Origin of the sequence: Stenotrophomonas sp. ZAC14D2_NAIMI4_6 (genome assembly GCF_003086875.1) — a bacterium.
GTDB lineage: Bacteria > Pseudomonadota > Gammaproteobacteria > Xanthomonadales > Xanthomonadaceae > Stenotrophomonas.
The window spans coordinates 2,423,128-2,437,681 of record NZ_CP025996.1; the positions used below are offsets into that span (position 1 = coordinate 2,423,128).

The 14,554-nt window shown below is 69.0% G+C and carries 15 protein-coding genes; 7 read left to right on the plus strand and 8 right to left on the minus strand.

Annotation, left to right across the window (positions count from 1 at the left end; genetic code table 11):
• The 6 genes from C1933_RS11120 (at position 1) to C1933_RS11145 (ending at position 6,165) form a co-directional block, all read left to right on the plus strand.
• Positions 1-948 (plus strand): type II secretion system F family protein, encoded by a 948-nt coding sequence (locus tag C1933_RS11120; RefSeq protein WP_108753311.1) that lies wholly within the window; start codon positions 1-3, stop codon positions 946-948.
• Positions 949-976: 28 nt separating this feature from the next.
• Positions 977-1,900, plus strand: a complete 924-nt coding sequence (locus C1933_RS11125) for a type II secretion system F family protein (protein ID WP_108753312.1) — start codon at positions 977-979, stop codon at positions 1,898-1,900.
• 5 nt (positions 1,901-1,905) lie between these two features.
• On the plus strand, positions 1,906-2,769 hold the full coding sequence (locus C1933_RS11130) for a Flp pilus assembly protein TadD (RefSeq protein WP_108753313.1): 864 nt from the start codon (positions 1,906-1,908) through the stop codon (positions 2,767-2,769).
• The gene (locus tag C1933_RS11135) at positions 2,766-3,200 is read left to right on the plus strand and encodes a DUF3613 domain-containing protein (protein WP_108753314.1); all 435 of its coding nucleotides are present in this window, start codon (positions 2,766-2,768) and stop codon (positions 3,198-3,200) included. The genes C1933_RS11130 and C1933_RS11135 overlap by 4 nt, the downstream gene beginning before the upstream one ends.
• Before the next feature lie 8 nt (positions 3,201-3,208).
• Positions 3,209-5,362, plus strand: coding sequence for a TadG family pilus assembly protein (locus C1933_RS11140; RefSeq protein ID WP_108753315.1), 2,154 nt, complete (start codon positions 3,209-3,211; stop codon positions 5,360-5,362).
• A gap of 98 nt (positions 5,363-5,460) precedes the next feature.
• Positions 5,461-6,165, plus strand: a complete 705-nt coding sequence (locus tag C1933_RS11145) for a DUF2968 domain-containing protein (RefSeq protein ID WP_108753316.1) — start codon at positions 5,461-5,463, stop codon at positions 6,163-6,165.
• Positions 6,166-6,229: 64 nt separating this feature from the next.
• On the opposite strand, the gene C1933_RS11150 is transcribed toward C1933_RS11145, so the two are convergent.
• Positions 6,230-6,592 (minus strand): hypothetical protein, encoded by a 363-nt coding sequence (locus C1933_RS11150; RefSeq protein WP_108753317.1) that lies wholly within the window; start codon positions 6,590-6,592, stop codon positions 6,230-6,232.
• A 165-nt stretch (positions 6,593-6,757) separates the two neighbouring features.
• On the opposite strand from C1933_RS11150, the gene C1933_RS11155 reads away from it, so the two are divergent.
• Complete coding sequence (locus C1933_RS11155) at positions 6,758-7,582, plus strand: alpha/beta hydrolase (RefSeq protein WP_108749844.1); 825 nt, start codon at positions 6,758-6,760, stop codon at positions 7,580-7,582.
• 70 nt (positions 7,583-7,652) lie between these two features.
• Here the strand turns inward: C1933_RS11155 and C1933_RS11160 are convergent, their stop codons facing one another.
• The 7 genes from C1933_RS11160 to C1933_RS11190 form a co-directional block, all read right to left on the minus strand.
• Complete coding sequence (locus C1933_RS11160; RefSeq protein WP_108753318.1) at positions 7,653-9,299, minus strand: MFS transporter; 1,647 nt, start codon at positions 9,297-9,299, stop codon at positions 7,653-7,655.
• The gene (locus C1933_RS11165; RefSeq protein ID WP_108753319.1) at positions 9,293-10,576 is read right to left on the minus strand and encodes an alginate export family protein; all 1,284 of its coding nucleotides are present in this window, start codon (positions 10,574-10,576) and stop codon (positions 9,293-9,295) included. The genes C1933_RS11160 and C1933_RS11165 overlap by 7 nt, the downstream gene beginning before the upstream one ends.
• Positions 10,555-12,402 (minus strand): amidohydrolase, encoded by a 1,848-nt coding sequence (locus tag C1933_RS11170; RefSeq protein WP_199911449.1) that lies wholly within the window; start codon positions 12,400-12,402, stop codon positions 10,555-10,557. Before C1933_RS11170 ends, C1933_RS11165 begins: the two co-directional genes overlap by 22 nt.
• Before the next feature lie 119 nt (positions 12,403-12,521).
• On the minus strand, positions 12,522-12,947 hold the full coding sequence (locus C1933_RS11175; protein ID WP_108753321.1) for a DoxX family protein: 426 nt from the start codon (positions 12,945-12,947) through the stop codon (positions 12,522-12,524).
• A gap of 2 nt (positions 12,948-12,949) precedes the next feature.
• Positions 12,950-13,606, minus strand: a complete 657-nt coding sequence (locus C1933_RS11180; protein WP_108749849.1) for a hydrolase — start codon at positions 13,604-13,606, stop codon at positions 12,950-12,952.
• Positions 13,607-13,608: 2 nt separating this feature from the next.
• Entirely contained in the window at positions 13,609-14,049 is a 441-nt protein-coding gene (locus tag C1933_RS11185) for an AraC family transcriptional regulator (protein WP_108753322.1), read from the minus strand.
• Between the two features lie 78 nt (positions 14,050-14,127).
• A complete protein-coding gene (locus C1933_RS11190) occupies positions 14,128-14,460 on the minus strand; it encodes a hypothetical protein (protein ID WP_108753323.1) in 333 nt (110 codons plus the stop codon).
• Positions 14,461-14,554 lie beyond the last annotated feature (94 nt).

Genomic DNA, 14,554 nt, shown 5'->3' on the forward strand with positions numbered 1-14,554 from the left:
ATGGGCACGGGCGTGCTGCTGATGGTGTTGAGCATTGTCTCGGTGCTGCTGGGCTTGGCCGCCTGGCTGTGGAGCAGCGCGCACAGCCGCGAGCAGCGGCAGGCCTCGCTGCAGCATGCCGAACAGCAGCTGGCCCGCGGCGCCGGCAGCCCGGTCGCCGACAGCGGCCGCGCCGCACCCGCGCCCGTGGCCGCTGCCGCCAGCAACCGGCGGACGCTGCCCTGGGACCCACTGCTGCAGCGGGCCGGCCTGCAGCCCGGCTGGAAACTGCCGGTGCTGCTGCTGGTGCCCGGTCTGGTGCTGTCGGCCATCGCAGTGGCGCGGCTGGGCACCGCGTGGATGTTCCCGCTCACCCTGGGCCTGTACCTGATCGGCTGCTGGCTGTGGCTGCTGCGGCGCATCGGCAAGCTGCAGGCCAAGCTGCTGCATCAGCTGCCGGATTTCCTGGACAACCTGGTGCGCCTGACCGCCTTGGGCAACAGCCTGCAGGCTGCCTTCCAGGTGGCCAGCACGCAGACCGCCGCGCCCCTGCGCGAGCTGCTGGACACCACGGTGCGCTACGCGCGCGGCGGCATGGAACTGGACCGCGCCCTGTCACTGGCCGCGCAGCCCTACCGCATGGACGTGCTGAAAGTGCTGGCGGTGGTGATCGGGGTGAGCGTGCGTATCGGCGGGCGTTCGGACCAGATCCTGCAACGTCTGGGCGACTTCATGCGCGATCTGGAACAGGCACAGCAGGAGTTGGCGGCGACCACGTCGGAAACGCGCATGTCGGCCTGGGTGCTGGGCCTGCTGCCGCCGGCCAGTGCCGTGCTGATGGCCATTTCCAGCCCGGATTTCTTCCAGCCGATCCTGCACCACCCGCTGGGCCACAAGATCCTGGCGCTGGCCGTCGGCCTGGAACTGGTGGGCGCCTTCCTGCTGTACCGACTGGCCAAATCGCTATGACCGCACTTGCTGCCAGCGCGGGTGAACCATGAGCGCCAACACCTGGTGGATGTGCGCGCTGTTGCTGCTGGCCGCCGGCATCGCCCTGCTCGGCCTGGGGGGCTGGGTGCGCGGGCAGCGCGAGGCACGTGGTGAGGCCACGCTGAAGACCGCCCTGCAGCCCCGTGATGCCGAGACCGAAGCGACCCGCCGCGATTCGCTGGGCTGGCTGGAACGCCTGGGCCGGCAACTGAGCGGCGGCCGCCTGGAAGCCGCACTGCTGGCCAGCGAAGACCGCCTGCTGCTGGATCTGGCCGGCTGGAACACCCGCCGCGGCACGGCCATCTACCTGGGCCTGCGCCTGCTGCTGGCTGCGGTGGTGGTCGCACTGGCGATCGCACTCAGCGATGCGCATGGGCTGGCCAAGGTGATGGTGGTGGTCGGCGCACTGGCCGCCGGCCTGCTGCTGCCCAAGTTCGTGCTGGGCGCCTGGGTGAAGCGCCGCCAGCGCGCCGTGCACAACGAACTGCCGCTGCTGATCGACCTGCTGCGCCTGCTGCAGGGCGTGGGTTTCAGCATGGACCAGAGCCTGCAGACCCTGGGCGACAAGCTGCGCGACGCACTGCCGGTGCTGGGCGGCGAACTGCAGGAAGCCAACGTGGCCTACACCCACGGCCGCAGCCGCGCGCAGTCACTGCGCCGCTTGAATGAAGTGTATGGCGATGACGATCTGTCCAGCCTTGTGCAGCTGATCCTGCAGGTGCATGCCCACGGCGGCGCGGTACAGGAGCCGTTGAAGCAGTTCAGCCTGCGCCTGCGCGAGCAGCGCCGCAATACCCTGAAAGAGAAGGTCGGCAAGCTGTCGGTGAAGATGACCGTGGTGATGATGCTGACCCTGCTGCCAGCGCTGATGCTGGTGCTTTCCGGCCCGGCGCTGGTCGCGCTGGCCACCACCATGTCGAAGATGGGATGACGTCCATGCCTGCTGCACGCCCTGCCCTGCTGCTGTTCGCCCTGGCCACCCTGGCCAGCGGCTGTGCGTCCAGCACGGCCAAGTACCTGCACACCCCCACACTGGCCGAGCCCACACCGGCGCCGCAGGACAGCCGCAACACCTATCTGGAACTGATCTCGCGCATGCAGCAGCAAGGCGCGTGGTACGCCTCGCTGGCGCACGTGGATGCGTTCCGCCAGCGCTACGGCGACCTGCCCGCGCTGCGCCTGCTGCAGGCCGACGCGCTGCGCGAAACCGGGCAGACCGCGGCCGCCAGCGCGCTCTACCAGCAACTGGCCAACGGCGCGCAGGCCGCCGCGGCCGCGCATGGGTTGGGCCTGATTGCCGCCCACGCCGGTGATGATGCCGCGGCCGAGCAGGCGCTGGCGCGCGCCAGCCAGCTGCAACCGTTGAACACCGACTACCTGGGCGACCTGGGCTATGCACGCCTGCGCGCCGGGCAGTTCGAACAGGCGCGCGAACCGCTGGCCAAGGCGCTGGAACTGACCCCGGGCAACGCCAAGGCCACGGCCAACCTGTCGCTGTGGGCGCTGCTGCGCGGTGACACCGCCACGGCCGAACAGCTCGCGCAGCAGGCCAACCTCAACGACGAGACCCGTCGCAGCATCCAGCAGCAGGCACAGCAGATCCGCAGCCGCCTGCAGCAGCGCCAGAGCGCCGCCGTGGCACCGCCCCCGCCGACCGCCGCGGCAACGCCGGCGCGCAGCATGCGGCTGGCAGCGGAAGCCCGGCGCGACAGCACCACCGACCGCGATCCGGCGCACCTGCCGCCGTCCATGCTGGAACGCTTCGGCTCCTCCCGCCCTGCCAACGAGGGAACCCCATGACCCTGTCCGCCCTGCTGCGCACCGTGCTGCCCCTGGCAACCCTTGCCGTTGCCCTGTCGGCGCCGCACGCATCGGCGCAATCCACGCAGTCCCCCCTGACCGGACAGATGCTGGGCGAGCGGACGACACCGGCACCCACGGTGCAGTCCGCGCAGCCGCTGGCCACGGTCGATACCACGGCTGCGCCGCCAGCCCCGCCGCCTGCGTACGTACCAGCCAGCACCACCACCCGCCCGCAGCACGGCGACAGCGTCCGCAACCTGCTGCAGTTGCAGGCATCGGGCCAGCAGGCCGGCGCACGCCTGCCGATCCTGGGCGACCAGGCCACGGCCAGCTATGCGCGCTACCTGAAGAGTTTCGAGCACGAGATCCCCGACTTCTTCGATCCTGACGTCGGTCGTTCCAGCAACCGTTCCAGCTCATCACGCTGAGGTCGGCCATGCACCGGTCACGCCGCATCACCTTCAACCGCCAGCGCGGCGGCATGTCGGTCACCCTGATGCTGGTGATGATCGCGCTGGTGGCCATGCTCGGCCTGATCGAGGTGGGCTACCTGTACTGGGCCAAGCGCGATGCACAGAAGGTGGCCGACCTGGCAGCGTTGGCCGGCGCGCAGCGACTGGACCTGTGCAGCGCCGACAACAGTGACAACACCGCGGCACGTCAGAACGCGGTCAACCAGAACCGCTTCCCCGGCCAGGTGCAGGTGCAGTGCGGCAACTGGAATGCCGCCCACGCCGCCGAGGACCACTTCAGCAGTACCGTGGATGCAGCCAATCCGCGCAACGCCGTGCGCGTGACCACCGAACGCAGCGTGCTGCCGTTCTTCGGCCAGAACAACACGCTGCCCACGGTGCGCACCCAGGCAGTCGCGCGCCGCGCCGAACCCACCGCGGTGTTCAGCGTGGGCTCGCAGCTGCTGCGCAGCAATGGCAATTCGCCGCTGACGGCCACCCTGCGCCTGGTCGGGCTGGATGTGAGCAATGCCACGGTGCTGTCCTACGATGGCCTTGCCCAGGTCAGCGTTACGCCTTCGGGCCTGCTGCAGGCGCTGGGCATTCCGGTCACCGCCGATCTGAGCGTGGCCGATTTCAATCGCCTGCTGGCGTTGAACCGCGTATCGCTGGCGCAGCTGGTCAACGCCACCGCCGAAGTCGTGGGCCGCAACAGCACCGCCGGCGTGCAGCTGCAGGCACTGTCCAGCCTGGTGTCCACCGGCCTGGACATCAACCAGCTGAACATCGCGCTGGGCAGCCAAAGCGGTGGCGGCGGCCTGTTTGCCGAAGTCATCTCGCCCGACGGCACCATTGGCAGCGCGCTGGAATCGAAGGTCAACGTGCTGGACCTGTTGAACACCGCCATTTCCTTTGCCAACGACAACAACGGCGTGCAGATCAGCGGGTTGAACCTGGTCGGCATCGAGGTCAAGGCAGGCGTGATCGAGCCCCCCTCCATCGCCATCGGCGGCGTTGGCGCGCGCGCCTACAACGCGCAGGTGCGGCTGATGGTGGACGTGGACAGCAACCGCGTGCCGGCCGTGGGCGCGCTGCTGAACCTGCTGGGCACCCGCCTGAAGCTGCCGCTGCACGTGGACGTGACCAATGCGATGGGCACGCTGACATCGCTGCAATGCGGTGCCGCGCCGCCCACCGCCACCATCCGCGTGGATTCGTCGGTGCTGCGTGCCTGCGTAGGCAGGATTGCCGAGGCCGATCGCTTTTCCAAACAGAACGTCTGCGATGCCACCCTGCAGAACGAGCAGTTGCTGACCCTGCTGGGTCAGCCGCTGATCAATGACCGCATCACCCTGCCGGCGCTGACCGCGCAACAGGATCTCACCCTGGCCGCCGGGCAGACCGGTTCCACCCGGATCAACCCGTTGGCGGTGGGCACGGCGGTGTCCGATCTGGTCAACGAGCTGCTGCGCGTGCTGTCGGGCATGCTGCAGAGCCCGCAGCAGGGCATGAGTTCCAGCGATACCGCCAAGGCGCTGGCCGACCGCTACCTGGCCGCTGCGCACCCCACCGGCGGACGCTACGACGTGGACAAGGTGATTCCACTGCTGCGCGACGGCGATGCCAGCCGCCAATTGAACCCGCTGGGCACCTGGACCGTCACCCAGGGCGTGCCCTACGCCTGCCCGCCGCTGTACCTCACCACGTGCCGCAAGGATGGCCCGGTGTGGGATGGCTACCGCACCACCGTCACCGGCCAGGGCCTGGGCGTGCTCGACGGCGTGCTGGGTTCGCTGCTGGGCGGGCTGCTGATCAACCGCTGCGACAGCCTGATCAGCAATCTGGTGAACTACAACGGCTGCGTCCGCAACAACCTGGCCGCTTACATCCAGACCGCCCCGGCCGGTTTCCTGGACCAGTACGCCGGCGGCGGCGTGACCACGCCGGGCAACGCCGTCAACTGCAGTGGCCTGCTGTGCGCGGTACTGACCCCGGTGCTGGCCGCGCTGAAGCCGGTGTTGAACAGCGTGGGCGCACTGCTGAGCGGCACCCTGGCCAGCCTGCTGGGGCTGGAGCTTGGCCGCACCGATGTGCAGGTGCAGTCGATCCAGTGCACGCCCGCGCAGCTGGTCTACTGAGCGCCGCCGCCCGGCTTGGCGCCGCGCCCGCCCATGCTAGACTCCGGGCGGGGAATCACATTCATCTCAACCACACTACGTTCGTGGATGGTCCAGACATGCGAGAAATTTCAGGGGGCACTGTCTTCGCCCGGTACCCGCGCGCGGTAGCGCTGCTGGCCACGGCCATGATTCTGGCGGCACCGTCGGCCATGGCCGCCCGTGGCGACCGCCAGGCCGCTGCCGAACCGGCACGCCCGGCCCCGGTGGTGCGCAACACGGTGGACGAACTGAAGCAGTTGATGGATGCCCAGCAACTGACCGAACTGCGCACCACCTACAACGGCAACTACGGCGCCAGCCTGCTGTTCAACGCCAGCACGCTTACCTACTACGTGGCGCTGTTCCAGGAAAAGAATTTCTGGCGCGTGATCAAGACCGATGCGGTGGACAACGCCGAGCGCGTGTACCGCACCTTCGTGCAGCAGACCGAGCAGCTGGCCCAGGTGTATATCGACACCACCCGTCTGGAAGCGGGCAAGCGCTACACCGAACGCCTGGTGGCCTACAACGAAGAGCGCCTGCGCACCCTGCAGCAGGAAATGGAACAGCAGCAGGCGCAGTCGGCGCAGGTCAGCGCGGCGCTGCAGCAGGCACAGCAGCAGGCGGTCAGCCTGAGCACCGACGTGCAGAGCACCAACAGCCAGCTTGATGCCCTGCAGCGTCGCATCCAGATCCTGCAGGCCGAACAGGGCAACCCGGAACTGAGCCTGCCCAAGGCCGATGCCGCGTCTGGCGCTGGCGCTGGCGGCGACGGCCACTGAGCCCTCGCGCCTTGCGGCCACGCATGTCGCAAACGGCACCCTCGGGTGCCGTTTTCATGTGCGCTCAACGGCAGGCCGCACGCACAGCGTCGTCCAGCTGTCGCTGCTGCAGATAATCCGGCCGCAGCGCATCCGCCCGCCGCTGGCGCGCACGGCTGCAACCGGCCGGATCGCGCTCGATGGGAATCAGCACCGCCCGTGCCGCTTCTGCGCGACGCTTGCGCGGGCGTGCCGGGGTCGCCGGTACGGCCGGCCTGGCCGGTGACGCTTCCGCAGGCACCTGCCACTTCCATTCTGCCTGGCCCTGGCACGGGGTCTGCTGGTAGACCGCATGCGGGCCCTCAATACATTTGTAGACGTTGGTCTGTGCCCGCACCGGCACGGCCAACAGCAGCGCGAGCACCGCGCCTGCCATCACTCGGCTCATGACGCCCTCCTTGCCGGCATGGTTCCGCCCAAACCAGTGTGCCGCCAGAGGCCAATGCGACTTCCTGCCACAGCCGTGCAATGCCGGCGGAACAGGCTGCGCTGTACTGCGCGCACACCGGTCGCCGCGACCGGTGCCTTCCACCTTCCGCCAAAGGAATCCAAGATGAGCAACTTCGTTACCGTCAAAGACGGCGCCCGCATCTTCTACAAGGACTGGGGCACCGGCCAGCCCGTCGTGTTCGCCCACGGCTGGCCGCTGTCGTCCGACGCCTGGGACCCGCAGATGCTGTTCATGGGCCAGAACGGCTACCGCGTGATCGCCCATGACCGCCGCAGCCACGGCCGTTCCAGCCAGACCTGGGACGGCAACAACATGGACACCTACGCCGATGACCTGGCCGCGGTGATCGAAGCACTGGACCTGCACGACGCCATCCTGGTCGGCCATTCCACCGGTGGTGGCGAAGTGGCGCACTACGTTGGCCGCCACGGCAGCAAGCGCGTGGCCAAGGTGGTGCTGGTCGGCGCGGTGCCGCCGCTGATGCTGAAGACCGCCAGCAACCCGGCCGGCACCCCGCTGGAGGTGTTCGACGGCATCCGCAAGGGCACTGCCGGTGACCGCTCGCAGTTCTTCAAGGACCTGACCACGCCGTTCTTCGGCGCCAACCGCGACGGCAATGCCGTTACCCAGGGCATGCGCGATTCGTTCTGGCAGCAGGGCATGCTGGGCGGGGTGAAGGGTCAGTACGACTGCATCCACGAGTTCTCGGAAGTGGATTACACCGCCGATCTGCAGAAGATCGATGTGCCGGCGCTGGTGGTGCATGGCGACGATGATCAGATCGTGCCGTTCGATGCCTCGGCCAAGCTGTCCTCGCAGATCATCAAGGATGCCGAGCTGAAGGTCTACGCGGGCGCGCCGCACGGCCTGACCGTCACCCACGCCGACCAGTTCAACGCCGACCTGCTGGCGTTCGCACGCAAGTGATCCATCGCGGCGGCGCCCAGCGCGCCGCCGCCCCTGCACGGTAGCGCCGGGCCATGCCCGGCGACCGCTCTCAGATATCGCTGTGATGGTGCGGCACGTTGGCCGGCAACGGATCCTGCCCACCCACGAAATGCCGCACGATCGGTCCACGCTCACCACGGTGCAGGCCGCGCAGCGTTTCCTGGATCGCCTTGTCGTCGGCGGTAATGCGCTCATGCTGGCGCAGGTGCTCCAGCCACGACGGGGTCACGAAATACTCCAGGTGTACGCCCGGCGTTGCCACGTCTTCCACCACGCCCCACACCACGGCACCGTCACGACGGCGGATCGTGCCCAGCGCGCGCATCTGCGCCTGGAACAGTGCGCGGTCGCCGGATTCGATGCGGTATTCCACCGTCACCAGCACCGGGCCGCGATCATGCGACACCGGCACTGCCAGCTCCGGCGCCGGCCAATGCCCGGCCGGGCGCAGGTTCAGTTCTTCGGTACCGGCAATGCGCACGCGCCAGACCAGCAGGCCGCCCACCACCGCGCCCACGGCCGCCACCAGCAGGGCCAGTTCCGGTGAAGTGCGCTGGGCCAGTGCGCCCCAGCTCAGGCCACCGGCCGCCATGCCGGCCGAGAACACCATGATGTACAGCGCCAGCGCACGTGCACGCACCCATGCCGGCACCGCCGTCTGCGCCGCGATCTGCAGCGAGGACAGTACCGTGATCCAGGCGAAGCCATTGACCAGCATCACCACCGGCAGCACGTACCAGCTGCGGGTCAGGGCCAGGCCGACCAGGCTGCACGCCAGCGCCAGCGTCGCCAGCAGCACCAGCAGGTCGCGATCAAGTTTGGCGCGCAGTTTCGGCAGCAGCAGCGCACCGCCCACCGCACCGATGCCAATGCAGCCCAGCAGGATGCCGTACTGCCCTGCCCCGCCATGCATCTGCCCACGCACCACCACCGGCAGCATCGCGTTCATCGCGGCGGCGAAGAAGAAGAAGCCCACCGACTTGATCAGCACCGCCTGCAGGCGACCGGCGCGGCTGGCATAGCGCAGGCCGGCCTTCAGACCCGCACCGAAGCCTTCCGGCGGCAGGCTCGATGCCTTCGGGTCGCGCTTCCAGCCCCAGACCACGAACAGCATGGCGGCGAAGGTGATGGCATTGAAGCCGAAGGCCCACACCGCACCCAGCTGCGCCACGATCACGCCGCCGATGGCCGGGCCGATCGAACGGGCGATGTTGATGCCGATCGAATTCAGCGCCACCGCCGAGGCCAGCATCGGCTGCGGCACCAGTTCAGAGACGATCGCAGCCTGCGCCGGCATGGCCATGGCCGCACCACAGCCCATGCAGAAGGTCAGCAGCACCAGCAGGTTGGGGGTCAGCAGGTCGAACGCGGTCAGCGTGGCCATCACCGCCGCCACCAGCAGCATCCAACCCTGGGTGAACAACAGGTATTTGCGGCGGTCGACAATGTCGGCCAGGGTACCGGCGGCCAGCGCCAGCAGCACGATCGGCACCGTGGTGGCCGACTGCACCAGGGCCACCATCAGCGGCGAGCCGGTGCGCTCGGCCATCACCCAGGCCGCGGCGACGTCGTTCACCCAGGTGCCGATGTTGCTGGCCAGGATCGCCAGCCACAGGGCCCGGAACATGCTGACTTTCAGCGGGGACCAGGCACCTGCGGCCTGGGGGGAAGGTTGTGACGCGGTTGCGTTCACCATTGCCATGCTCCAACGATCGAGGCGAACAGGGTGTCCTGGCCGCCGGCCTGCTTCAGTGCAGGACCGGCATCGACCCAGGCCAGCTGCAGCTGCCATTGCCAGTGTTCGCTGGCTTGCCAGCGGGTTTCGGATTTGTATTGGGTGCCGATGCGGCGTGCGCCACCGGCACTGCCGGGCAGCGCCGACAGCGGCGCGGGGGTGGTGTAGACCGCATCGGCGCGGCGGTGCTTCCAGGCCATCTGCACGCCCAGTTCGGTGGTGACCTTCGGGTCCAGCCGCAGCGCCAGCGTCGGCTGCACGTCCATCAGGTTGGCCGGCGCCAACAGGCTGGCCTCGCTGAAGTACGCCGATTTGGGGAACAGCGCGTTGAACGTGCCCAGCCGGCCGTCATGCAGGTTGCCATCGCCACTGGCCAGGTCGGCCTTCAGGCCCAGCCGCGGTTGCAGCGGCAACGCCGACCAGCGCCAACCCGTGTCCGTGGCGATGGTCCACGCACGGATGTCCAGATCGGCGCCGGCCGTGCGCAGCTCTCCGCCCTGGGCCACCAGTTCGGTGTTCCAGTCCAGGCCGCCGGCCTGGCCAAACCAGCGCGTGCCCACGGTCTGCCGCCGCTCCACGCCCGTGCCAGCGGCGAAGCGCGCACCGTCGCGGCGGTAGTCCAGCGCGTAGACATCCCACTGCCCGGCACCATGCCCACGCGCGGTGGTGGCATAGGCGCCCCACAGGTGGGCACCGTGTTCGCCGCGGTCGTCGAACGCACCGGGACGGTTTTCCACCGGGCGCAACGCCATCAGGTCCAGCTGTCCCAGGCGCCCGCTCCAGCCAACGCGCGCACCATCGAAGGCCAGGCGGATGTTCGGGCCATCGCGCACGGACAGCAGCCGCGAGCTGCCGTAGCCGGCTTCCTGCCGGCCCAGCTGCACGTGCCAGCCTTCACCCTGCCAGCGCCAGTAAGCCTGCTGCACATCCAGCGCGCTGCGATCGGTGCGGCCGGGGCCGCCAGCCTTGCCGTCCTCGGCGTGCACGCCCAGCTGCAGCTTCGCTTCCCAGTCATCACGGCGGTAGGTGGCCGCGGCCAGCGCGCGCAGCAGGCCGTAGCCGTCCTCGCCGCCGCCCACGCCGAAGCGCGTGGGGTCGTAGTACAGCCCACGCACGCGCACCGAGGCATCCCACTGCAGCTGGCCATCGCCCACTGCCGTGCAGGCGCCGCCGTCGCAGGCCAGCGCCAGCGACGGCGCGGCCAACGCAGCCAGGGTCAGAACGCGAAGCACGAGCACCCCATGGCGCCCCAGAACGCAGTCAGATCATCGGTCGGTGCGGCGTGGTGGGCGGCGTGGCCGTGCGCACCGTGGGTGCCGCAGGCGGCGCCGTGATGATGGTGGTGGGCCGCAGCCAATCCGGTTGCCGCGCCACCCACGTGGTAGCCGCCGAACTTGTTCACCGGCGACCAGTCCGGCATGGCCGGCGGCAACTGCGGGGCCAGCCCGGCGTAGTCGCCGTCGGCATGCACGATGCGGCCGCCGACCACGGTCAGCAGGCTGGTGATATCGGCGATCTGCGCATCGTCCACGCGGAAGAAGTCGGCCGACAGCACGATGAAATCGGCCAGCTGGCCTTCCTTCAGCGTGCCCTTCACCGCTTCGTCGCCAGAGAACCACGCGCTGCCCTGGGTCCACAGGCGCAGGGCCTGTTCGCGTTCCAGCATGTTCTCGTCGCCGTACAGCGCCAGCCCACCCACGGTGCGCCCGGTCACCAGCCACGACAGCGCCACCCACGGGTTGTAGCTGGCCACGCGCGTGGCATCGGTACCGGCGCCCACCGGCACGCCCTCGGCCAGCATGCGCTTGACCGGCGGGGTGTGGCGCGCGGCCTGCACGCCATAGCGCTGCACGAAGGCCTCGCCCTGGTAAGCCATGCGGTGCTGCACGGCAATGCCGCCGCCCAGCGCACGGATACGTTCGATGTTGCGCGGGGTGATGGTTTCGGCGTGGTCGATGAACCAGTGCAGGCCATCGAAGGGCACCTCGCGGTTCACCTGTTCGTACACGTCCAGGATGCGGGTGATGCTTTCATCGTAGGTCGCGTGGATGCGGAACGGCCAGCGCTTTTCCACCAGCAGCTTGACCACGTCGTGCAGCTCGGGCTCCAGCTCCGGCGGCAGTTCCGGCCGCGGCTCGTTGAACAGCTCGAAATCGGCCGCCGAGAACACCAGCATCTCGCCGGCGCCGTTGTGGCGCAGCAGGTCATCGCCCTGGCGCGGCTGCAGGATCTCGCTCCAGCCGCGGAAATCGTTCACCTCGTTGCCCTTGTTCTGGGTGAACAGGTTGTAGGCGATGCGCACCGTCAGCTGGTCATCGCGATGCAGCTGCTCAATGACCTGGTAATCCTCGGGGTAGTTCTGGAACCCGCCACCGGCATCGATCACCGAGGTGATGCCCAGGCGGTTCAGTTCGCGCATGAAGTGGCGGGTGGAATTGGCCTGGTATTCCACCGGCAGGCGCGGACCCTTGGCCAGCGTGGCATACAGAATGAGCGCGTTGGGCTTGGCCAGCAGCAGGCCGGTCGGGTTGCCCAGCGAATCGCGCACGATCTGCCCGCCCGGCGGGTCCGGGGTGTCCTTGGTGTAGCCGCAGGCACGCAGCGCGGCACGGTTCAACAGCGCGCGGTCGTACAGGTGCAGCAGGAACACCGGCGTATCCGGCGCGATGTCATTGAGTTCCTGCAGGGTCGGCAGGCGCTTTTCGGTGAACTGGCTGGCGGTGAAGCCGCCGACCACGCGCACCCATTGCGGCGCCGGCGTGCGATCGACCTGCGCCTTCAGCATGGCCATGGCGTCGGCCAGCGAGCGCAGGCCGTCCCAGCGCAGCTCCAGGTTGTAGTTCAGGCCACCGCGGATCAGGTGGGTATGGCTGTCATTCAACCCGGGAACCAGGCGACGGCCCTGCGCATCCAGGATGGTGGCCTCGTTGCCCCAGGCACGCATGATCTCCTCATCACTGCCCACGGCGACGATGCGGCCTTCCTGCACGGCCAGTGCCTGCGCGTGCGGGCGTTGCGGGTCCAGCGTGGTGATACGGGCATTGCGGATGACCAGCGTGCTCATGCGGCGCTCCTTGGATGTTGATTCGATGGCGCCGGCGGCAGTGCCGGCCAGGCCCAGCGCCAGCGCGGCGCCGGCACCCAGCACGACGTTGCGGCGGCCGGGATGGTGGGGGTCGGAACTCATGCAAGGTCTCCCTGCAGCAGCGGGCCATCCAGCGCCCAGGCACCGGGCCCGGCGCAGGCGATGGCCAGCAGGACGAAGGTCCACATCAGCGGGTATTCGACGCCACCGCGCATCCAGAACCAGCCCTTGGGCAGGGCCAGCACCGCGGTGAAGCCAATGAACGCGGCCGCCGCCAGGACGGCCACGCGGGTCTGCCAGCCCAGCAGCACGGCCAGGCCGGACAGCACCTGCAACAGCGCCAGCAGCAACGGCAGGGGCGCGGCCGAGGGCAGGCCAAAGCCGCGCAGTTCGCCGGCGAAGCCAGCCAAGCCGGGGCCGCCGAACCAGCCCAGCAGCTTGCCCAGTGCATGTGGCAGCAGGAATCCACCTGCCGCCACGCGCAGCATCAGCAAGGCCAGGTCCAGGCCGTGACTGCTGGTCATGCTCAGTGACCGCCTTCCTGTGCGCCGAACATGGTCTTGGCGTACTGGATGCCGATGCCGTAGCCGCCGGCGTGGTCGCGGGCGATGCCGGTGGTCAGGCCATAGGTTTCACCGCGCGCCCAGTCGCGCTGCAGTTCCAGCAGGTACTGCACGCTGGTGATCGGCACGGCACCGGCCTGCACCATGCGGGTGATGGCGCGCTCGTGCGCTTCGTCGCTCACGTCGCCACAGGCGTCGGTGATCACGTAGACCTCGAAGCCCTGCTCCAGCGCCGACAGGGTCGGGCCGACGATGCAGACGCTGGTCCACAGGCCACCCAGCACCAGGCGGCGCTTGCCGATGCGGTTGATCTCATCGATCACCGGCTGGTCTTCCCAGGTGTTCATCGAGGTGCGGTCGAACACGGTCTGGCCGGGGAAGATTTCCGGCAGTTCCGGGAACATCGGGCCGGAGAACGACTTCTCGGCCACGGTGGTCAGCACCACCGGCACGTTGAAGCCCTTGGCGCCCTTGCTGATCAGCGAGACGTTGTTGCGCAGGGCCGAGATGTCGATGGTGTGCGTGGCGAAGGCCATCTGCGATTGGTAGTCGATCAGCACCAGGGCGTGGTCGGTGGGCGACAGCAGGGCCTTGGCGGGGGTGGCGGTTGCGGTGGTCATGGTCAGACTCCAGGGGTGGTTGAAGGCGGGGGCGTCAGGCGGCCGCAGGCGCGCTCGGCAGGCAGCCGCAGGGCGGCGTCACCGGCCAGGTACTGGCCCGGGCTGCAGCCGGTCTCGGCGCGGAAACTGCGCACGAAATGGCTCTGGTCGAAGAAGCCCAGGTGCTGGGCCAGGTGGGACATGGAACCGGTGCTGTCGGGCAGCAGTTGGCGGGCCCGTTCAATGCGCCGGCGGCGCACATAGCGCAGTGGGCTGGCACCGGTACCGGTGCGGAACAGGCGCACCAGATGAAAGCGGCTGACGCAGGCCACTTCGGCCAACTCGGTCACCCGCAGCGGCTGCGACAGGTGTTCGTCGATGTAACGCAGGGCGCGCTGCAGGGCGGCCGATTGGTTCGGGGCAAGCGCGTCTACCGCGAACGCAGGCGGAGTTTGCAGGGCCATGCGAATGCACCGCGACAGGGGCCTTCATGGTGCGCCGCGGTCATGCCGCGCCCTACCCCCGACGGTCCAGCGTGCCACTCACCCTTTTGGGGGAGGCCCGCGCTCCAGCACACGCCGGCCGAACTGGCGTGCATCCACTGAATAGGCCCCGGGGCCCAGCAGGAACAGCGCCACCGGCAATGCCAGCAGCGGCCACGGCGCGGCCTGCAGCCACAGCCCAAGCAGGGCCAAGGGCACCGCCAGCGGGGTCAGCCAGCCCAGCAGCAACAGCACCTGCGCGCCCATGCAGACCAGCCAGACCCCACTGCCAGGCGCCTGCGCCGGCCACAGCGCCGCCGCCAGGCACAGGCGCAGCCACAGCAGACCGATCCCCGGCGCGCGGTCGGGGAACATCACGAACAAACGTTGCATCGGTGGCCTCCCTGCTCCATGGCGATGTGATAGCGCACCCACACGCTGGGCGCCTGCCCCGTTCGGGTCACCCCGCGCTGCCCCGCACCTGCCA